The organism is Marinobacter sp. 2_MG-2023 (assembly GCF_030546935.1).
Classification (GTDB): Bacteria; Pseudomonadota; Gammaproteobacteria; order Pseudomonadales; family Oleiphilaceae; genus Marinobacter.
The window spans coordinates 257,251-273,038 of record NZ_JAUOPH010000003.1; the positions used below are offsets into that span (position 1 = coordinate 257,251).

Consider the following 15,788-nt stretch of genomic DNA (forward strand, 5'->3'; position numbering starts at 1 on the left):
TGGCCGTTAAACAGATTAATCCGTTTTTGGGTGACGTTAATCTGTCACCCAGGCAACTCATTCTTAAGAACAGCAAAATGCATGCCGACGCTTTTGGCAGGCAAGGAGAGACTGCGATGGCAGGTGTATTGGACAGTGTTAACCAGCGTACGCAGCTGGTCGGGCAGAATCGCCTGGAGCTTCTTCTTTTTCGATTGCGGGGACGCCAGATTTACGGCATCAACGTGTTCAAGGTCAAAGAAGTACTCCAGTGCCCGAAGCTGTCATCCATACCCAACAGCCGGGCGGTTGTGCGTGGCGTGGCCCATACCCGGGGAGCGACCATCCCGGTTATAGATCTGGGTATGGCCATCGGTTTGCCAGGGATTCCTCAGGAAGAATTGCCCAGCAGTTTCGTGATCATTACTGAGTACAATCGCAAGACGCAGGGGTTTCTGGTAACCGGAGTAGACCGGATCCTGAACATGAACTGGGAAGATATTCTTCCTCCGCCCAAGGGGACGGGTAAGGATATCTACCTTACTGCAGTTACGAAGATAGATGATAAACTTGCTGAAATCATTGATGTAGAAAAGATTCTTTCAGAGGTTTCTCCGCTTCGGGAAGATGTTACTGAAGCAGTCCGGAACAAAAGCGCTGAACGAATTCCAGGGCATTTGCCGGTTCTGGTCGTTGATGACTCCTCTGTAGCGCGACGCCAGATTGAGCGATGCCTGACTGCGATCGGTATGGAAGTGATCACCCGGAATGATGGTAAACAGGCACTTCAATACCTTAAAGAAATCACGGCGGACGGATCGACAGGAAAGGATCATCTTTCACTGATAATCTCCGATGTGGAAATGCCTGAAATGGATGGTTATACGTTGGTCACCCGGATCAAAAGCGATCCCGCACTCAACACGCTGTTTATTATGCTTCATACCTCGTTAAGCGGTGTTTTCAACAAGGCGATGGTGCAGAAGGTCGGGGCAGACGATTTTATGGCAAAATTCAGCCCCGATGAGCTCGCTGAACGAATCATGGAAATAGTTGACCAGAGCTGACTCTACTCATTTGTCGGGTAATTCATTCAGAACTGAGATGCAATGAACGTAGAAATTACGCCACAGGAATATGAATCCTTCAAAACGTTCCTGCAGGATGCGTGTGGTATTTTGCTGGGTGACAACAAGCAATACCTTGTGAAAAGCCGGTTACGGCGGATTCTGGAAGAGAACGGGTTAAATTCTCTCGGAGAGTTGCTGGAGCGCTTGAAAAAACCGGGCCGGGCCAGCCTTAAAGAGTTGGTCATAGATGCGATGACCACCAATGAAACTCTCTGGTTCCGGGATAATCACCCATTTCGTATTCTGCAGGAAAAGTTGTTTCCGGAATTTGCTGCGCGAACCTCTGTTGCACCCCTGCGGATTTGGTCTGCCGCCTGTTCTACAGGGCAAGAGCCGTATTCGGCCAGTATGATTGTCGATGAGTTCCGGCGCCAGAAGCCCGGCAAACTGCGTGATGTGAAAATCACCGCAACGGACATATCGAAAAGCGTACTCGAAGTCGCGCGCCGTGGTGAATACGAAATGATCGCCATTGGCCGGGGCCTGTCGCCTGAGCGCCAGAAACACTTTTTTACGCCTTCCTCAAGTGGTAGCTGGCAGATACGGCCACAAATCAAAAGTATGGTTGAGTTCAAGGAACTGAACCTGCTTGAGCGTTATATGCTGGGTAAATTCGACATAGTGATGTGCCGCAACGTGCTGATCTATTTTTCTGCCGACCTGAAAAAAGACATACTGACCCGCATTCACGCCACCCTCAACCCGGGTGGTTACCTGATTCTTGGCGCCTCTGAGTCTCTCAACGGTTTGCCGGATCTCTATGAGATGGTGCAGTGTCATCCGGGGATTATTTACAGGAAAAAGTAAGCCATGCCATTTAACGTATGGGTGCTTGTAGCGGCACAGGCTTTGGCCATGTGTACTGCGCCTTTTATTGTATTTATCGGAAGTATTCAGGGACGCCTACTGGCCTCAGCCCCCGAGTTCGCCACGTTACCTGTCGGCCTCGTGGTTGTGGGTACGGTTCTCGCCATAAAACCTGCTACCTGGTTGATGGAAAGGCTAGGGCGCAAGCGCGTGATGTTGCTTGGTGCGTTAATGGGCATCCTCGCTGGTATTCTCGGTGCACTGGCGTCCTGGCTCGGCCAGTTTCCGATGCTTTGTCTGGCTGCAGTAGTGGGAGGAACCGGGCTGGCGGTGGTGCATCAGTATCGCTTCGCGGCGATGGAATCCGTGCCAGATAACATGGCGGGCTCAGCTGCTGCCCGAGTGTTGCTTGGTGGGCTGGTTGCTGCGTGGCTCGGTCCTGAAGTAGCCACATTGGGCAACGGAGCCGGGGCAGAGCACCCGTTCCTTACCAGTTGGCTGGCTCTGGTGGGTGTTCAGTTTTTCGCATTGGTGATACTCGGTGTGGGATACCAGGCAAAAGGCGAGCGGGTAAGAGAGACACACGCAGGTGGTGGCAGGCCCATGCGGGAAATCCTGGCCAACCCTCTGGTTTGGGTAGCTATTAGCGCTGCTGCTATTGGCTACGCTGTTATGAGCTTTATCATGACCGCAACGCCACTGAGCATGACTGAAATGGCTGGGCATGATCTGGATGATGCCAAGCGGGTTATTCAGCTGCACATCATGGCCATGTATTTGCCATCGCTCATCAGTGGCTGGCTCACCCGGGTTTTAGGCATACCTCTGATGATGGCGGCAGGCCTGCTGGCCTATCTGGGATGCGTTGTACTGGCCGCCAGCGGTGTCAGTTTTCACCATTACCTATCTGCACTACTACTATTGGGTGTCGGATGGAATTTCCTTTTTGTAGGTGGTACCACCTTGCTACCCCGCGGCTACACAGATGCTGAACGCTTCCGGGTTCAGGGGCTGAACGATATATTTGTATTTGGCTCGCAGGCTACTGCCGCCCTATCGGCTGGGGTTATCCTTTCCTGGCTGGGTTGGTCTTCGCTCGTAATGATCGCCGTGCCGTTTCTGGTAATCCATGGCGTGCTGATGACAGTCTGGTTAACCCGTAAAGAAGTAGGGGCCAGTGAGGCTTCGTAACTTGAGGCGTATATGGAGCAGCTTAACCTTCGCCATCTTTACTATTTCTGGGTGATAAGCCGAGAAGGCTCGATTGCCCGCGCCAGCGACGTGCTGGATCTGGCGCCGCAAACCTTGAGTGGACAACTTGCGACCTTCGAAGCTTCTATTGGCGGTCGACTGTTTCTGCGGGAACGGCGAAAGCTCGTCCTGACAGATCTTGGCCGGCTGACACTTGGGTACGCCGACGATATTTTTGCTCTTACAGGAGAGTTAACAGAAACCTTGCGATCGGGTCCCGCGGACCGCCCTCTGGCGTTATCGGCAGGTATCTCTGCCTCTATCCACAAGCTGATCGTCTATTACCTTTTGCAGCCAGCTATGGCGATCAAACGACCGGTTCAGCTTGAATGCCAGACGGGCCGAACCCAGGGGCTGATTTTGAGTCTCAAGCGAAAAGAGCTGGATGTTGTCCTCACAGACCGCATGCCAGGAATACAGCAAGAAACTAATTTGACCGTTCACCCGATTGCCAACTCCAGTATCAGCCTCTTTGCCGCGCCGGCGCTGGCGCAAAGATTAAGACCCGGATTGCCGGAGTCACTGAACGGAGAGCCCTTTCTTGCCAATGCCACCGATGTGCCTTACTTCGACCGCCTTATGAACTGGTTCCTTTTAAATGGGGTTCGCATGAATCTGGTGGCTCGAGTGGATGACAGTGCGTTGATTAAGGTCTTTGGGCATGAAGGCTTCGGTGTTTTTGCTGCACCTACCGTCATTCAGCACGAAGTCTGCCGGCAGTATGAAGTGGAACACCTCCTTGCTATTGATGACGTAACAGATGAGTTGTTCGCCATCACCCGTGGGAGCCGGCTAGATCACGAGGGCGTTCGGGCCATCTGCGAAGTACGCACAGATTTCAGGAATCCCAGAGATACATCGAAAAAAACGATGTGAATTGATTATAAAACATTATTTTATCGAGCTTTAAATGTGGCCACTATGGAGGTGTAAAAGGCAGTAGCCCAAAAGGAGAGGCCACCATGAAAACTATCCACAAATTCCGCATTGAACCGGGTAAAGAGCCAACCACCCTATCGCTTACCGAAGGTTACCGAGTAGTTCGTTGCGAGTACCTTATACCCGATAAAGCCGTTTACCTTTGGGTGGAACAGCCACTGAACGTGGGAGCCCCTGTATTGAAGCGGCAGTTCCGTGTCGCCTTTTCCGGGGAGCCTGTGCCCAGGGACTTTGAATATATAGATACCGCACTTGATCAGTTCGGCCCAGAGGCGTACCACGTATTCGCAGTGCCGGCAGAAAACCAGGCAGATGGTGTGGAACCTGAGAACGATAGTCTTGTTAACCAGCCTCTTGCAGCCTCGGACTGGTGAAGACTCTTGGCACTCGTGTAACCCCAACTTAAAGGGCCCTTAGGGGCTCTTTTTTTCTCTTTGTGTAATCGTTGCGTAGAATCATTGTCTCGTGCCCCTATTCGTTTACATACAGAGAGAGTTCCATGGCATTTTCACGCAATCATCTGAAGCTTCTGGCTCTTGCGCCACTATTTTTGTTAGTCGCAGCTTGTACCGGCGTGCCGCAAGGTATACAGCCCGTAACCGGGCTTGATACGGAAAAATTCCTGGGGGAGTGGTATGAAATTGCCCGCCTTGATCACTCGTTCGAGGAAGGGCTCAGCCAGGTAACGGCCGAGTACGAATTGCAGGATGATGGCAGCATCAAGGTGATTAATCGCGGGTTCGATGCGGAGGCTGGCGAATGGAGTCTTGCTGAGGGCAGGGCGGTGTTCGTGGGTGATGAGACCACTGGACATCTCAAAGTATCGTTCTTTGGCCCGTTTTACGCATCTTACGTTATCTTCGAGCTGGACCAGGATGGGTATCAGTATGCTTATGTCACTGGCTACGACCGGGACTATCTATGGTTCCTCTCACGCACACCTGAAGTCAGTGAAGAAGCGATGGCCCGTTTCCGACGGGCGGCTGTTGAGGCGGGCTTTGATCTGGACGAGCTCATTGTGGTGGATCACCGCCCTGTTGAGTAGGTCTCGGTCAGAAAGGTAAGTGGCCGGTTTTAACCCAGATAATGGTCTCTTGCTCCACAAATGGGTGATGCTGACTCAAGTGAGGGCTTCTTATCCAGGAGCCTTCCGGGTAGCGGCCGTGCTCATCGCAGAACTCCCCTGAGAGCACGAAGATCTCTTCACCACCAAAATGCCGATGGGGCTGAAAAACCTCATTGGCAGGCCATTTTACCAGGGCTACATGTTCGTGTTCGAATTCATGCAGTGGCATCACCTCAAGTCCGCCGATTCCAGGTAACCAGCCTTTGCTCCGGGTATCAATCTGAACGGTGGCTTTATCGCGATCATTGAACTGGTGTAGCTTTACCAGCAGCGTGCAGCCATCCTTGCTGAACGGTGCGTGACCACTTCCAGGTGGATTTCGCAGATAGGTGCCGGCCGGGTAATCACCGTTTTCGTCCGAAAAGACACCCTCCAGGACCAGTATCTCTTCGCCAAGGGGGTGTTCGTGCCTCTTGAATGAGGCACCAGGCTCGTACCGCACAACGCTGGTGGCATGGCCGCGCTCAGCTTCTTCTCTGGCCAGAGGTTTCCTTAGAACACCGCCCGCAGGGCTGGGGACCCACTCCTGCTCACTGGTGCGGACAACAACCCTGCTGCCAAAATCCATGTTCAGCATTGTGTGCCTCCTAAATAAAGTCGAGATGTCCTTTACGGTACCAAGCAACGAATGGATGAATGGGCTAACCGCTACTTGATCAACGCTTGTACATCACGAAATGCAGAGTGTTTGCAGTGTCGCATCCACTCAAATGCCACCATTTCTACGGTAACAATACGTGCACCACTGCTACTGAGTCGATCAAGGGCAACATCCCGGTCAAATTCATTGCGCGAGCCGGTCGCATCCGCAACCACCCACACCTTGTAGCCTGCATCGATCAGGCTTAGCGCCGTTTGCATCATACATACATGGGTTTCGCAGCCCGCAATAATAATGTGTTGTCGGCCTTCCGGGAGATTCTCAACCAGCCCGTCCGGGCAGGCATCAAAGTGGTATTTGGCGATAGTTTGGTCGCAAAGCTCTTTGACGATCTCTGCATTAGGCCCCAGCTTTTCAGGCAGCTGCTCGGTGGCCAGCACGGGTATTTCCAGAAGCCCTGCAATTGTAGCGAGGGTTGTGCAACGGTCGATTACCTCAGCGCCGTACGCAATCGCGGGCATCAGCTTTTCCTGGACATCTATCAGTAGCAGAGTCGATTGTTCCGATTTCATGAGCATTGAAGGCCTCCAGGCTTTATCAATATGCTAAGTAGAGTGGGTTGCCATAGTACCCCTAGCCAAGGGCGCCGAATACCATACACATGATTATTGGCGTAAACGGTAAATTTTACCTCGATATAGCGTAAGAGAGTTGCCAAGCGCCGCCAAAACCATTAAAGTTTGCGCCCTCAAATGAGCGACAACATAGCTGATTTGAAACAGGTTATTGGAGAGGTGGCCGAGTGGCTGAAGGCGCACGCCTGGAAAGTGTGTAAACGTTAATAGCGTTTCGAGGGTTCGAATCCCTCTCTCTCCGCCAATTAAAAACCCCGACTTTCATTTGGAAAGTCGGGGTTTTTTCGTTTAGGTGCAGCATCAGTCGCCCCCAGGCTGGCCGTTTCTTGGTTCTGCCAAATGTAAAATCTTTCCGCTTTACCTATGTGTACTCACTGTTGCAACCAAACTGTCATATTCCTGACATATCCTCAAAATGCCAATTTTATGAGGTAATTCATGTCTATACATCTTACCGTCCGTCAGCGCTTGTTTGTATTTTCCGGGTTTTGTTTAGTTGCACTTGCCGGCCTGGGATTGCTGTCGATGACAGTCGTTGATGAGGCTGAGGAAGCCACAGGTAGGCTTGTTCAAGAGCAAATGTCGGATGTCTGGTTGCTGACTGATCTTGATCGCAGCCACCGCCAAATCCAGGACCTTGCCTTCAAAATTAAGGCCCAGTTGTTGCTGTGGGACGAGATCAACGCAGAGTTTAAGGAAAACTCAGCAGCGATAAAGGGGCAGTGGCAGTCGGCGCTTGATAACCCACGCTTACAAGGTTGGGCAGAGGCGAACATGGAGGCTCATTATGCAATTCTGGAACTGCTCGAGGCTCTGAAAGAACCCATTGATGCAAAGAGCTACTACTCCGTTGGCCAAGTTGTTGATTTTCATCTTTATCAAGCACTTGATCCAATTCTTGCTGAGATCGAAGCCAAGCTCTCTGCAGGCCGCCAGCAATCCGATGAAGGAGCCATCTCACTGATTGATTTTCTCGAACAACAACAGAATTTGTTAATTCTGGGTTCGCTTGTCGTTTTGATTGGTGTTTTGCTGCTGACGTTCTGGTTACGTCGCACGGTAACCACAAGACTTCAGTTGATTGCGGAGTGCCTCCGCTCAATGGAAGCCGCCTCAGACCTTTCTAAATCACTACCTGTTTCAGGACGCGATGAAGTAACTGCAGTGGCAATGGCGATCAACGGATTGATTGAAAAATTCAAGTTGTTCGTGGATGACGTCACGGGTGCGGCGATGGCTCTGCAGCAGCGTTCGGCCAATCTGGACGAGCAGGCCGATGCAGTGAAGGCCTCATCGCAGCGCACCAACCTGCAGATCCATGAAGTGGTTTCGTCAATGGGCGCGATTACCCATAGCGCTAGCCAGATTGAGCAAACGGCTCAGAACTCCAGAGCGCAGGTTAGTGGTGCCGTGAAGGGTAACGATGATGTTCAGAACCAGCTGCGAGAGAGCGAGCATGCAGCAGAACACGCAGTTGAGGTGATCAATCGCGTTGCCGAGGCGATTGAAGCGCTTCGCGGGTCCAGTGTAAAGATCGAACAGGTTATTGGTGTGATCGCGGACATCGCTGAGCAGACAAACCTTCTCGCACTGAACGCAGCCATTGAGGCGGCCCGTGCAGGAGAGCAGGGCAGAGGCTTCGCCGTTGTTGCCGATGAAGTGCGAAACCTGTCACGACGAACAGGTGAATCCACTAACCAGATCCGTCAGTGGGTTAATGAGTTGGTGGCTCAGGTTGATAGCGCCCATGGCCTGCTCGATGAAACCCGTACAGCCGGTGATACAAGTCGCGATACGCTGGAAACACTCAAAACGCACCTTGTAGCCCTCGAACAAACCTTTGATGACCTCAGCCATTTTTCCAATGAAGTAGATGAGGCGATTCTCGTTCAGCGTGATGAAATTGGCCGTGTGGGCCGGCATGTGGATGCGCTCGGAGAAAGTTCACAGGGATTGGATCAACATATTGGCAAAACCAAGACGGTGAGTGAACAGTTGCAGGGGCAGTCGGAATCGCTGAGAGCGCTTATTGCCCGTTTCCAGATTCAAGGTGAATAAGACCGTAAGGCGGGCACGCTGTACGGGGCTCCCGCCGACCTACACTTCCCATGATTTGACAAATTTTTGATACCTTTTTGACCCGCCATTGACGTGGTCCCTTCTATTCTGCACTTCGGTTAATAAGTCGCCTGAGGCGAAGCTTCTTACACAGAGTGCAGATATGACTTCATTGTCTTTCCCGATACGCTCATTGCCGGAACGTATCTATCAACGGTTCAGCTGGACCGGTGCTTATGCTCCGATATTGATGCTATTTTTGGCAATACTTCTCATCGGAGGGTTGTCCCGTTTTCTGCTGGTGGCATGGCAGTTCGATCGGGTTGCGGAAACATCCGTCTGGCCAGACATTTTTCTTCATGGATTACGGGTGGATCTGATCATGGCGGGTATGGCCGTGGCACCTCTGGTCCTTCTTTTGCCGGTTCTGGGTCATCGTTTCAGTTGGACAGTCTGGAAGCGTCTGACAGGCCTGTGGTCGCTTTTTGTTGTTTTCGTGTTTCTGTTCATGGAGCTGGCAACGCCAACCTTTATTGCAGAATACGATACCCGGCCCAACCGCCTGTTCATTGAGTATCTGAATTATCCCAAAGAGGTACTGAGTATGCTCTGGGAGGGATACTTGCCGACAGTTGTTGCCGGAGTCTTTCTTTGTGTCTCAGTGACGCTTTTGTTTGCCTGGTTGCTGCGACCCTGGTCAGGGGAGGTCAGGTCGGGCAGCTATCCTCGAGCGCTTCTGGTTTGGCCGATCGTAATTCTCGCCGTGTTTATGTGTATTCGCTCCACGACCGGCCATCGACCTGCTAACCCGGCGATGTTCGCATTGACTTCAGATGCCCTGGTGAATTCGCTGATAATCAACTCAACCTGGTCGGTGGCCTTTGCTATCTACAATCTCAAGCACGAGGACGACGCAGGTGACATCTACGGCCAAATGGAAGTTTCCAAAATACTTGATGAGGTGAGGAGTGCGCCCTGGCTCAGTAACTACGCTTTCAGCTCAAGTGAGTTTCCGACGCTACACCGGCAGCGCCCTGTACTCGAAAAGTCCCGCCCACTTAATCTGGTCATTGTTCTTGAAGAAAGCCTGGGTGCGACCTTTGTTGAGTCATTGGGTGGCACCCCGGTTACTCCTCGCCTTGAAGCCCTGAAAGACTCGGGCTGGTGGTTCGAGAATCTGTATGCGACGGGTACAAGGTCTGTTCGTGGTATTGAAGCTGTTGTCTCCGGCTATTTGCCTTCTCCGGCACGGAGCGTAGTGAAGCTGTCACTGTCCCAGACAGGGTTCTTTACCTTGGGTGAGCTGCTGAAACATCAAGGCTACGACACAGGTTTCATTTATGGCGGTGAAGCCCATTTTGACAATATGCGCAGCTTTTTCTCCGGAAACGGTTTCGACACGATCATCGACGAACAGGACTACACCAGCCCCGTTTTTACCGGGAGTTGGGGGGTCAGCGATGAAGATTTGTTCGCAAAAACCCATGAAGACCTTGAGAAACTCCATGCGTCGGAGAAACCTTTTTTCCGTCTGGTTTTTTCATCTTCCAATCACACTCCATTTGAATACCCTGACCAAAGAATAGAGCGTTACGACGATGAGAAAAATACTGTTAATAATGCCGTTAAATATGCAGATCACGCCTTGGGTAATTTCATCGATACTGCCCGAAACAGTGACTACTGGGAGGATACGGTGTTCCTGATTGTTGCTGATCATGACGCCAGGGTCTGGGGTGACGAGCTGGTGCCCGTGAAGAACTTTCAGATTCCGGGGCTGATACTTGGGGCTGATATTGAAAGCCGGCGCATTAAAACAGTGACCAGCCAGATCGATCTTGCACCAACCCTGTTATCACTAATGGGCATTGCCAGTGACCACCCGATGATAGGCCGTGATCTGCTGAGTTTTCCGGAAGAGCCCGGCCGGGCGATCATGCAGTTCAATGATTACTATGCGTGGATGGACGACCGCTTCAACGTGACAGTATTGCGGCCCGGTCAGGAAGCTTTAGCGGGAGTCTATTCCCGAGAAAAGGGCAGCACAGAATATCTGGAAGACAGTCCGGAGAAAGCTGCGACTGAAAAAGCGCTGGCCCATGCACTCCTTCCACTGATGTTGTATCGGGAACAGGCGTATCAGGCCAGGCTATGAACGTGGATCAAAAACTCCGTGCCTTTGCCGTCTGATTGCGAGACCTCCAGATCCCAGCCCAGTCGTTCACAAACCAGCCGGACAATCAGCAACCCGAAAGTGGTGTTGCTGAACTCTCCGGCCGGGGACGTAATGGCGCGGGGTGCTTCGTCAGTATTCAGGCTTGCAGTAATTCGATCAGGAAGTCCGGGGCCGAAATCCCGCACCGAGATGCTGGAGTCGAACATTCGAACCTCCACCTCGGAAACGGTGTGCCTTAATGCATTTTGCAACAGATTTCTCAGCAACATGCGCACCAGAGCGGGATGAGTGTTTATTCTCAGTTCCGAGCTGTCTGAGTAGACAGTAATCCGCCCGGCATGATTCGGAAGCCCCTGTTCCAGGTCATCAATGGTGTTCTGGACGATTTCCTGCAATATCACGGTTCGGGCATCGTCTTTGGGCGTTTCACTGCGAGCGAGCTCAAGCAGGACATCTGTATCGTCGCGCATGGTTTGCATGGCCCGGCGGATACGAGCGAGGGTTTTTTCGTCCGCTGCAGACAAACTCTGGCGCTGCTCGAGTACGTTGAGGGCGCCACTCATCACGGCAAGGGGTGTGCGCAACTCATGACTCGCTAGCTTCACAAACGACTTCTCGCGCTCGATATGGCGCTCTGAAGCGGAAAGGAAGCGGTTAAATGCAGCAGCGATATCGCAAAACTCCTGATCATGATAATCCGTAGTGATTTGCGGCATCCTGGTACCCGGTGCTGTGTTGAGGACTTCACGAGTCAGCTTTTTAAAGGGGCGCACCAGGTATTGGGCGCCTGTGCGGGCGACAAAAAAACCGACAAGAAGCATGAAGCCGGCTACACCTGCCAGAGCAAGCTGAACCAGGGACTCGCGGTTTTCCATGATCGTAATATCCTGAGCCAGAAACAGCTTTCCGTCTGGCGCAGTCACCTGCTCGCCGAATATGAGAAGTGTTGTTTCACCTATCTCGACCTCTTGGGAAAACGGCAGAGGGAGGCTCTGAAAATAGTCTGGCAGGCGGTCTTCATGCTCACCTTCGGGAAGGAAAGTGGCTTCCAGTTGGGCTGTTTTTAGAGGTTGAAAGCTCCCTTCCCGGAGTTGCTCTGTGAAAAACTGGGCATCTGCCTTCAGCTCCAGGCTGAGAATAGTGTCCTCAACATCATTTACAAACACCTCGACGATAAACATCGAGAGAGCAGTCGTGGCGGCGATCAGGAAAAACAGGGTTCGGGCCAGACGCGTGGTCAGGGAGAATTTCATGGTGTATCGGTGCTTTCTTTTTCAAGGGGGTCCGCAGGGACCTCTAACCTGTACCCTCGTCCATGGATGGTTTTTACCATACCGCTACCCACGCTGGCCTGAAGGGATTTCCGGAGTGTGTAAATATGAGTTCGCAGGCTGTTTCCTTCCGTTTCGCCATAATGAGCTCCCCATATGGCTTCGCTCAGTGCTTCATGGCTGAGGAAGCTCGGATAGGCTCGCATCAATAATTCAAACAGGCGAGCCGGCGTGCCGGATAGTGCTGTTTTCCGCCCGTGCAGTTCCACTTCAAGTGTGCCCGGGTCGAACCGTACATCGCCGGCCGACAAGACGGGCCTCTGGGGTGAATAGCGCCGGTGCAGGGCTTCAATTCGCAATTGTAGCTCACGCAACTCGAACGGTTTTACAAGGTAATCATCAGCACCGCAATCAAACCCTTTTTCCTTGTCGGTAAGTGCGCTCAATGCGGTCATCAGAATAACAGGCGTTTCGCATTTCAGGTCCTGGCGGATACGCCGGCAGATATCATAACCATTGATGCCAGGTAGCATCAGGTCCAGCACGATAACGTCGTAGGTCTGGGTGGCGAGCAAATGCAGGGCGGTCAGACCGTCAGCGGCAAAATCCAGAGCGTAACGATCCTCACCCAGAAACTCGAACAGGTTTTCAGCCAGATCCACTTGGTCCTCAATAATCAAAAGCTTGAGAGACGGTTTGACAGACCTTTTGCCAGAAGTCAGTGCAGGAGTTAGTGCAGAAGAGTGATCAGATGTCATTCAAGCGAACTCCGTTGGCGCCAGACACTGTATGTTGACCGTGGCGCGAGCCCTCAATAATCAACAATTGATAGCGATTATTTTCCATAATCTTCCGGTTCGAAATGGATAAGTCAGCCACGTTATTCTCTGACCAGCTCCTCGGAACGGCCACGTACAAACGTTTAAATCTGTCGGCCAACTGCAACTTACTCAAACCACCCCGGGTAACTTCGAGAGCATCCCCGCCTGAGTAAAACCTGGCGGAAAAGGGCAGGTTGTCCAGATACAACAGCGGGCTGTCCTGTGCTTGCCTGTTCTGTTGGTAATAGCTTACCAGTTCCTTCTCCGTTTTGACCGGCGTCCAGCCTGTCGCGGCCAGACCGACGAAGACGCTCAGTAAAACAGGCACAAGCGCCACCAGGCCGCCCCGTACCCTAAACAACGGGGAAGTCTCCCAATGCGAGACCCGGCGACCGATCAGGATGGCGGTAAACGGGAGTGAAGGCAGTATATAAGTCCAGAGTGTATTGCCTGCGAGCGTAAAAAACAGCATAGGCGCTATTGCGCTGAGCAGTAGAAAGCGGACTCCGGGATTTGATATGGCTGTGTGCAGGGCTTCGTTTCTTTTGCCACTGCGCAATGCACTTGCCAGGCTCGCCAGCGCAAGAATTCCCCATGGAAAGGATGCCCACAACCAGAATATCCAGATCATGCCCTTGGGCCGGTTATGCGCACTGCCGTAGAGGTCTCCAGCCCAACCCGGGTCCAGGAACCGGCGAATATGTTCCCCTATGATAAAGTAATCCAGAAACCCGGGGGTCTTTAACTCAGCCATGACATACCAGGGGCAGACCAGCAGCGCAGTTATCAGCGTTCCTCCCAGCCAGGGAAGTCTTCGCAAGTATGTGGTCGCCTCACGCCATGAGAGAAGTAACCACAAACCAAGGGGAATTCCGGTCAGCACCAGGGCCAAGGGGCCTTTGGACAGAAGTCCGATCACCATTCCAAGAAAGAAAAGCCATCGCCAAACGCCGCGTTCTCCCGACATCACCAAACAGAAGCTGACCAGCGTAAGCGTGGTGCCAAGAGCCAGAAAGGCGTCGGTCATTACGGCTCCGGCACTGATGTACGTGAGGGCCATGGTCCCGAAAACCAGGCTACTCCATTGAGCCACCTGAACACTCCAGAGTTGCCGCGCCAGTCGCCACACCAGCCACACCATGCCGAGCGTTGCCAGCCAGGAAGGAAAGCGTAGCGAAAACTCCGAGATACCGAGCATCTTGATGGACGCCGCCTGGGCCCAGAAAGACAATGGCGGTTTACCCCAGAAAGGAACGCCGGGTTCAAACCAGGGCGTAATCCAGTCTCCGGTTTCCGCCATCAAGCGGGCGATTTCCGCGTAACGAGGCTCGGTAGTGTCTGCAAAGGGAAACAGCGCCATGCTAATGAAGCGGCTCACTAGAATTACCGCCAGTATCAGCAACCAGACGTTAAACCGCTTTGACATGTCGTGCCCCTGTCATTTTACGATTAGCCTGCTGCGTAACACTGACCCGGCTTTCAAGCACCTCTTCGGTCAGGTAAATCGGTCGCTGTTTGGATTCCATATAGGTCTTGCCGACGTACTCGCCCACGATGCCCACGCTTATTAATTGAATGCCACCGAGAAAGCTGATGATGGCCACCAGTGATGGGTAGCCGCTGGTCGCATCGCCCAGCATGATAGCCTTGACGACGATCCACAGCCCGAATACCGCGCCCATAGTGGCGGCGATCAGTCCGATCAACGTAGCCCAGCGCAAAGGTGACACCGAGAATGAAGTCAGCCCTTCAAGCGCAAGCCCAACCAGCCCTGGATAATCCCATTTTGTTTCCCCTGCGACTCTGGATTCTCGGTCATACTGAATTATTCTGGTTGGCATGCCGACCCAGGCAAACAAGCCTTTCATATAGCGATTGCGCTCCTTCAGAGACAACAGAGCGTTAACCGCCTTTCGACTCATCAATCGGAAATCACCGGTATCTACCGGAATATTTGTCCGGCTGGTTCGGTTCAGCAACCGATAGAAAATGTGCGCACTCCAGCGCTTTAAGGCCGTTTCCCCAGCCCGTGAACGACGCTGCATCAGAACAACATCTACACCAGACTGCCAGCATTCGACCATGCCCGGAATCTGCTCGGGCGGATCCTGCAGGTCGGCATCCAGCACGATCACCGCATCGCCCGTGGCATGTTCCATGCCCGCCGTCATTGCGGCTTCTTTGCCGAAATTCCGGCTCAATTTAACAAGACGGATGCCCGGCGTTCGGTCAACAACGCCGCGGATGTATTGGGCACTGCCATCGTCGCTACCATCATCAACCAACACGATTTCCCACTTCAGGTCCAGTTGAGCGAGCACCGGTAGAACCCGCTCAAAGAAAAGAGGCAGCATGGGGCGCTCGTTAAATAGCGGCACTACGAGTGATAGCAATGGCTTATCAAACGGTACAGCAGGGAACTCAACGCGTTTGTTCATGGAAAACCAGCCTTTGGTAAACGGTGTAATTCATTGCAGCGACAAGCCCCGTAGCAGCCAATTGGGAAAGCGGTACGGGAAGTGCCAAAAGGTTATTGAACAGGAAGAAAAATACGAGATTGCACAGCCAGGCGAAAAAACAGGATCCGACGTAGCGCCATAGGGTAAATCTGTGCGGGCCAGCGTTATGGAAGGCCATGCGTCGCTGTAGACCATAGTTCAGTGCGGCGCCCGACAGGCTTCCACTTGCGGTTGCGACTGTTGGCTCAAGCCCGGCGCCAATCAACGCAGCCATAACAAGCCAGTGAAACAGCGTGGCAAGGCCCCCGGCAGCCAGGAATCCTTGCACCTGGCGTGAGAAGAAAGGTGGTGAAAATCTGATCACAGCGAAAATGACCCCCTTGAAGACAGACGAAGTCGGGCTACTCGTGAGTGAGTACCTTAGCTCTGGCGGTATCACGACTTTGTGGAGGTTTTATCAGGAAAATGTCAAAACTTGAGAAGGTAGATGCAGAAAGGAGGGGACGGACTGCAGGCTTTCGATACTGGCTTTGAT

The 15,788-nt window shown here is 52.6% G+C and carries 15 protein-coding genes and 1 tRNA gene; 9 read left to right on the forward strand and 7 right to left on the reverse strand.

All coding sequences use genetic code 11. The features are described 5' to 3' along the window. Positions 1-116 precede the first annotated feature (116 nt). The 6 genes from Q4501_RS08485 to Q4501_RS08510 all read left to right on the forward strand — a co-directional run bounded on the left by Q4501_RS08485 (position 117) and on the right by Q4501_RS08510 (position 5,151). Positions 117-1,046 (forward strand): chemotaxis protein CheV, encoded by a 930-nt coding sequence (locus Q4501_RS08485; RefSeq protein WP_303595788.1) that lies wholly within the window; start codon positions 117-119, stop codon positions 1,044-1,046. Positions 1,047-1,088: 42 nt separating this feature from the next. Continuing rightward, on the forward strand, positions 1,089-1,916 hold the full coding sequence (locus Q4501_RS08490) for a protein-glutamate O-methyltransferase CheR (RefSeq protein ID WP_303595789.1): 828 nt from the start codon (positions 1,089-1,091) through the stop codon (positions 1,914-1,916). A 3-nt stretch (positions 1,917-1,919) separates the two neighbouring features. Beyond that, a complete protein-coding gene (locus Q4501_RS08495; RefSeq protein ID WP_303595790.1) occupies positions 1,920-3,107 on the forward strand; it encodes an MFS transporter in 1,188 nt (395 codons plus the stop codon). Positions 3,108-3,119: 12 nt separating this feature from the next. After that, positions 3,120-4,043, forward strand: coding sequence for a LysR family transcriptional regulator (locus Q4501_RS08500; RefSeq protein ID WP_303595791.1), 924 nt, complete (start codon positions 3,120-3,122; stop codon positions 4,041-4,043). 86 nt (positions 4,044-4,129) lie between these two features. Continuing rightward, entirely contained in the window at positions 4,130-4,480 is a 351-nt protein-coding gene (locus tag Q4501_RS08505) for a hypothetical protein (RefSeq protein WP_303595792.1), read from the forward strand. A 125-nt stretch (positions 4,481-4,605) separates the two neighbouring features. After that, a complete protein-coding gene (locus tag Q4501_RS08510; protein ID WP_303595793.1) occupies positions 4,606-5,151 on the forward strand; it encodes a lipocalin family protein in 546 nt (181 codons plus the stop codon). 7 nt (positions 5,152-5,158) lie between these two features. Here Q4501_RS08510 and Q4501_RS08515 read toward each other — a convergent pair whose 3' ends face one another. Both Q4501_RS08515 and Q4501_RS08520 read right to left on the reverse strand, forming a co-directional pair. Then, entirely contained in the window at positions 5,159-5,809 is a 651-nt protein-coding gene (locus tag Q4501_RS08515) for a cupin domain-containing protein (protein ID WP_303595794.1), read from the reverse strand. A 71-nt stretch (positions 5,810-5,880) separates the two neighbouring features. Next, on the reverse strand, positions 5,881-6,411 hold the full coding sequence (locus Q4501_RS08520; RefSeq protein ID WP_303595795.1) for an isochorismatase family protein: 531 nt from the start codon (positions 6,409-6,411) through the stop codon (positions 5,881-5,883). Between the two features lie 210 nt (positions 6,412-6,621). Between Q4501_RS08520 and Q4501_RS08525 the strand changes: the two genes are divergently transcribed. The 3 genes from Q4501_RS08525 to Q4501_RS08535 all read left to right on the forward strand — a co-directional run bounded on the left by Q4501_RS08525 (position 6,622) and on the right by Q4501_RS08535 (position 10,681). Then, positions 6,622-6,712 (forward strand) — tRNA-Ser (locus Q4501_RS08525). 194 nt (positions 6,713-6,906) lie between these two features. Next, positions 6,907-8,526 carry a methyl-accepting chemotaxis protein gene (locus Q4501_RS08530; RefSeq protein WP_303595796.1) on the forward strand — a complete coding sequence of 540 codons (1,620 nt, stop codon included), beginning with the start codon at positions 6,907-6,909 and terminating at the stop codon, positions 8,524-8,526. 163 nt (positions 8,527-8,689) lie between these two features. Continuing rightward, positions 8,690-10,681: an LTA synthase family protein gene (locus Q4501_RS08535; RefSeq protein WP_303595797.1), complete on the forward strand. Its 1,992-nt coding sequence runs from the start codon at positions 8,690-8,692 to the stop codon at positions 10,679-10,681. On the opposite strand, the gene Q4501_RS08540 is transcribed toward Q4501_RS08535, so the two are convergent. From Q4501_RS08540 to Q4501_RS08560, 5 genes are read right to left on the reverse strand one after another with little or no spacing between them, the layout of a single operon-like run. Beyond that, positions 10,666-11,955, reverse strand: a complete 1,290-nt coding sequence (locus Q4501_RS08540) for a HAMP domain-containing sensor histidine kinase (protein WP_303595798.1) — start codon at positions 11,953-11,955, stop codon at positions 10,666-10,668. The two genes, Q4501_RS08535 and Q4501_RS08540, sit on opposite strands and share 16 nt — an antisense overlap. Next, on the reverse strand, positions 11,952-12,731 hold the full coding sequence (locus Q4501_RS08545; RefSeq protein ID WP_303595799.1) for a response regulator transcription factor: 780 nt from the start codon (positions 12,729-12,731) through the stop codon (positions 11,952-11,954). The genes Q4501_RS08540 and Q4501_RS08545 overlap by 4 nt, the downstream gene beginning before the upstream one ends. Continuing rightward, positions 12,721-14,220, reverse strand: coding sequence for a glycosyltransferase family 39 protein (locus Q4501_RS08550; protein WP_303595800.1), 1,500 nt, complete (start codon positions 14,218-14,220; stop codon positions 12,721-12,723). The genes Q4501_RS08545 and Q4501_RS08550 overlap by 11 nt, the downstream gene beginning before the upstream one ends. After that, the gene (locus tag Q4501_RS08555; protein WP_303595801.1) at positions 14,204-15,232 is read right to left on the reverse strand and encodes a glycosyltransferase family 2 protein; all 1,029 of its coding nucleotides are present in this window, start codon (positions 15,230-15,232) and stop codon (positions 14,204-14,206) included. Before Q4501_RS08555 ends, Q4501_RS08550 begins: the two co-directional genes overlap by 17 nt. Then, positions 15,216-15,617, reverse strand: coding sequence for a GtrA family protein (locus Q4501_RS08560; protein WP_303595802.1), 402 nt, complete (start codon positions 15,615-15,617; stop codon positions 15,216-15,218). Before Q4501_RS08560 ends, Q4501_RS08555 begins: the two co-directional genes overlap by 17 nt. Positions 15,618-15,788 lie beyond the last annotated feature (171 nt).

Bases quoted from the DNA above. Each gene is read 5' to 3' on its own strand.
- Q4501_RS08555 (WP_303595801.1), bottom strand. From the start codon at position 15,232: ATGAACAAACGCGTTGAGTTCCCTGCTGTACCGTTTGATAAGCCATTG.
- Q4501_RS08530 (WP_303595796.1), top strand. From the start codon at position 6,907: ATGTCTATACATCTTACCGTCCGTCAGCGCTTGTTTGTATTTTCCGGG.
- Q4501_RS08515 (WP_303595794.1), bottom strand. From the start codon at position 5,809: ATGCTGAACATGGATTTTGGCAGCAGGGTTGTTGTCCGCACCAGTGAG.
- Q4501_RS08485 (WP_303595788.1), top strand. From the start codon at position 117: ATGGCAGGTGTATTGGACAGTGTTAACCAGCGTACGCAGCTGGTCGGG.
- Q4501_RS08550 (WP_303595800.1), bottom strand. From the start codon at position 14,220: ATGTCAAAGCGGTTTAACGTCTGGTTGCTGATACTGGCGGTAATTCTA.
- Q4501_RS08490 (WP_303595789.1), top strand. From the start codon at position 1,089: ATGAACGTAGAAATTACGCCACAGGAATATGAATCCTTCAAAACGTTC.
- Q4501_RS08495 (WP_303595790.1), top strand. From the start codon at position 1,920: ATGCCATTTAACGTATGGGTGCTTGTAGCGGCACAGGCTTTGGCCATG.
- Q4501_RS08520 (WP_303595795.1), bottom strand. From the start codon at position 6,411: ATGCTCATGAAATCGGAACAATCGACTCTGCTACTGATAGATGTCCAG.
- Q4501_RS08535 (WP_303595797.1), top strand. From the start codon at position 8,690: ATGACTTCATTGTCTTTCCCGATACGCTCATTGCCGGAACGTATCTAT.
- Q4501_RS08540 (WP_303595798.1), bottom strand. From the start codon at position 11,955: ATGAAATTCTCCCTGACCACGCGTCTGGCCCGAACCCTGTTTTTCCTG.
- Q4501_RS08545 (WP_303595799.1), bottom strand. From the start codon at position 12,731: ATGACATCTGATCACTCTTCTGCACTAACTCCTGCACTGACTTCTGGC.
- Q4501_RS08510 (WP_303595793.1), top strand. From the start codon at position 4,606: ATGGCATTTTCACGCAATCATCTGAAGCTTCTGGCTCTTGCGCCACTA.
- Q4501_RS08500 (WP_303595791.1), top strand. From the start codon at position 3,120: ATGGAGCAGCTTAACCTTCGCCATCTTTACTATTTCTGGGTGATAAGC.
- Q4501_RS08505 (WP_303595792.1), top strand. From the start codon at position 4,130: ATGAAAACTATCCACAAATTCCGCATTGAACCGGGTAAAGAGCCAACC.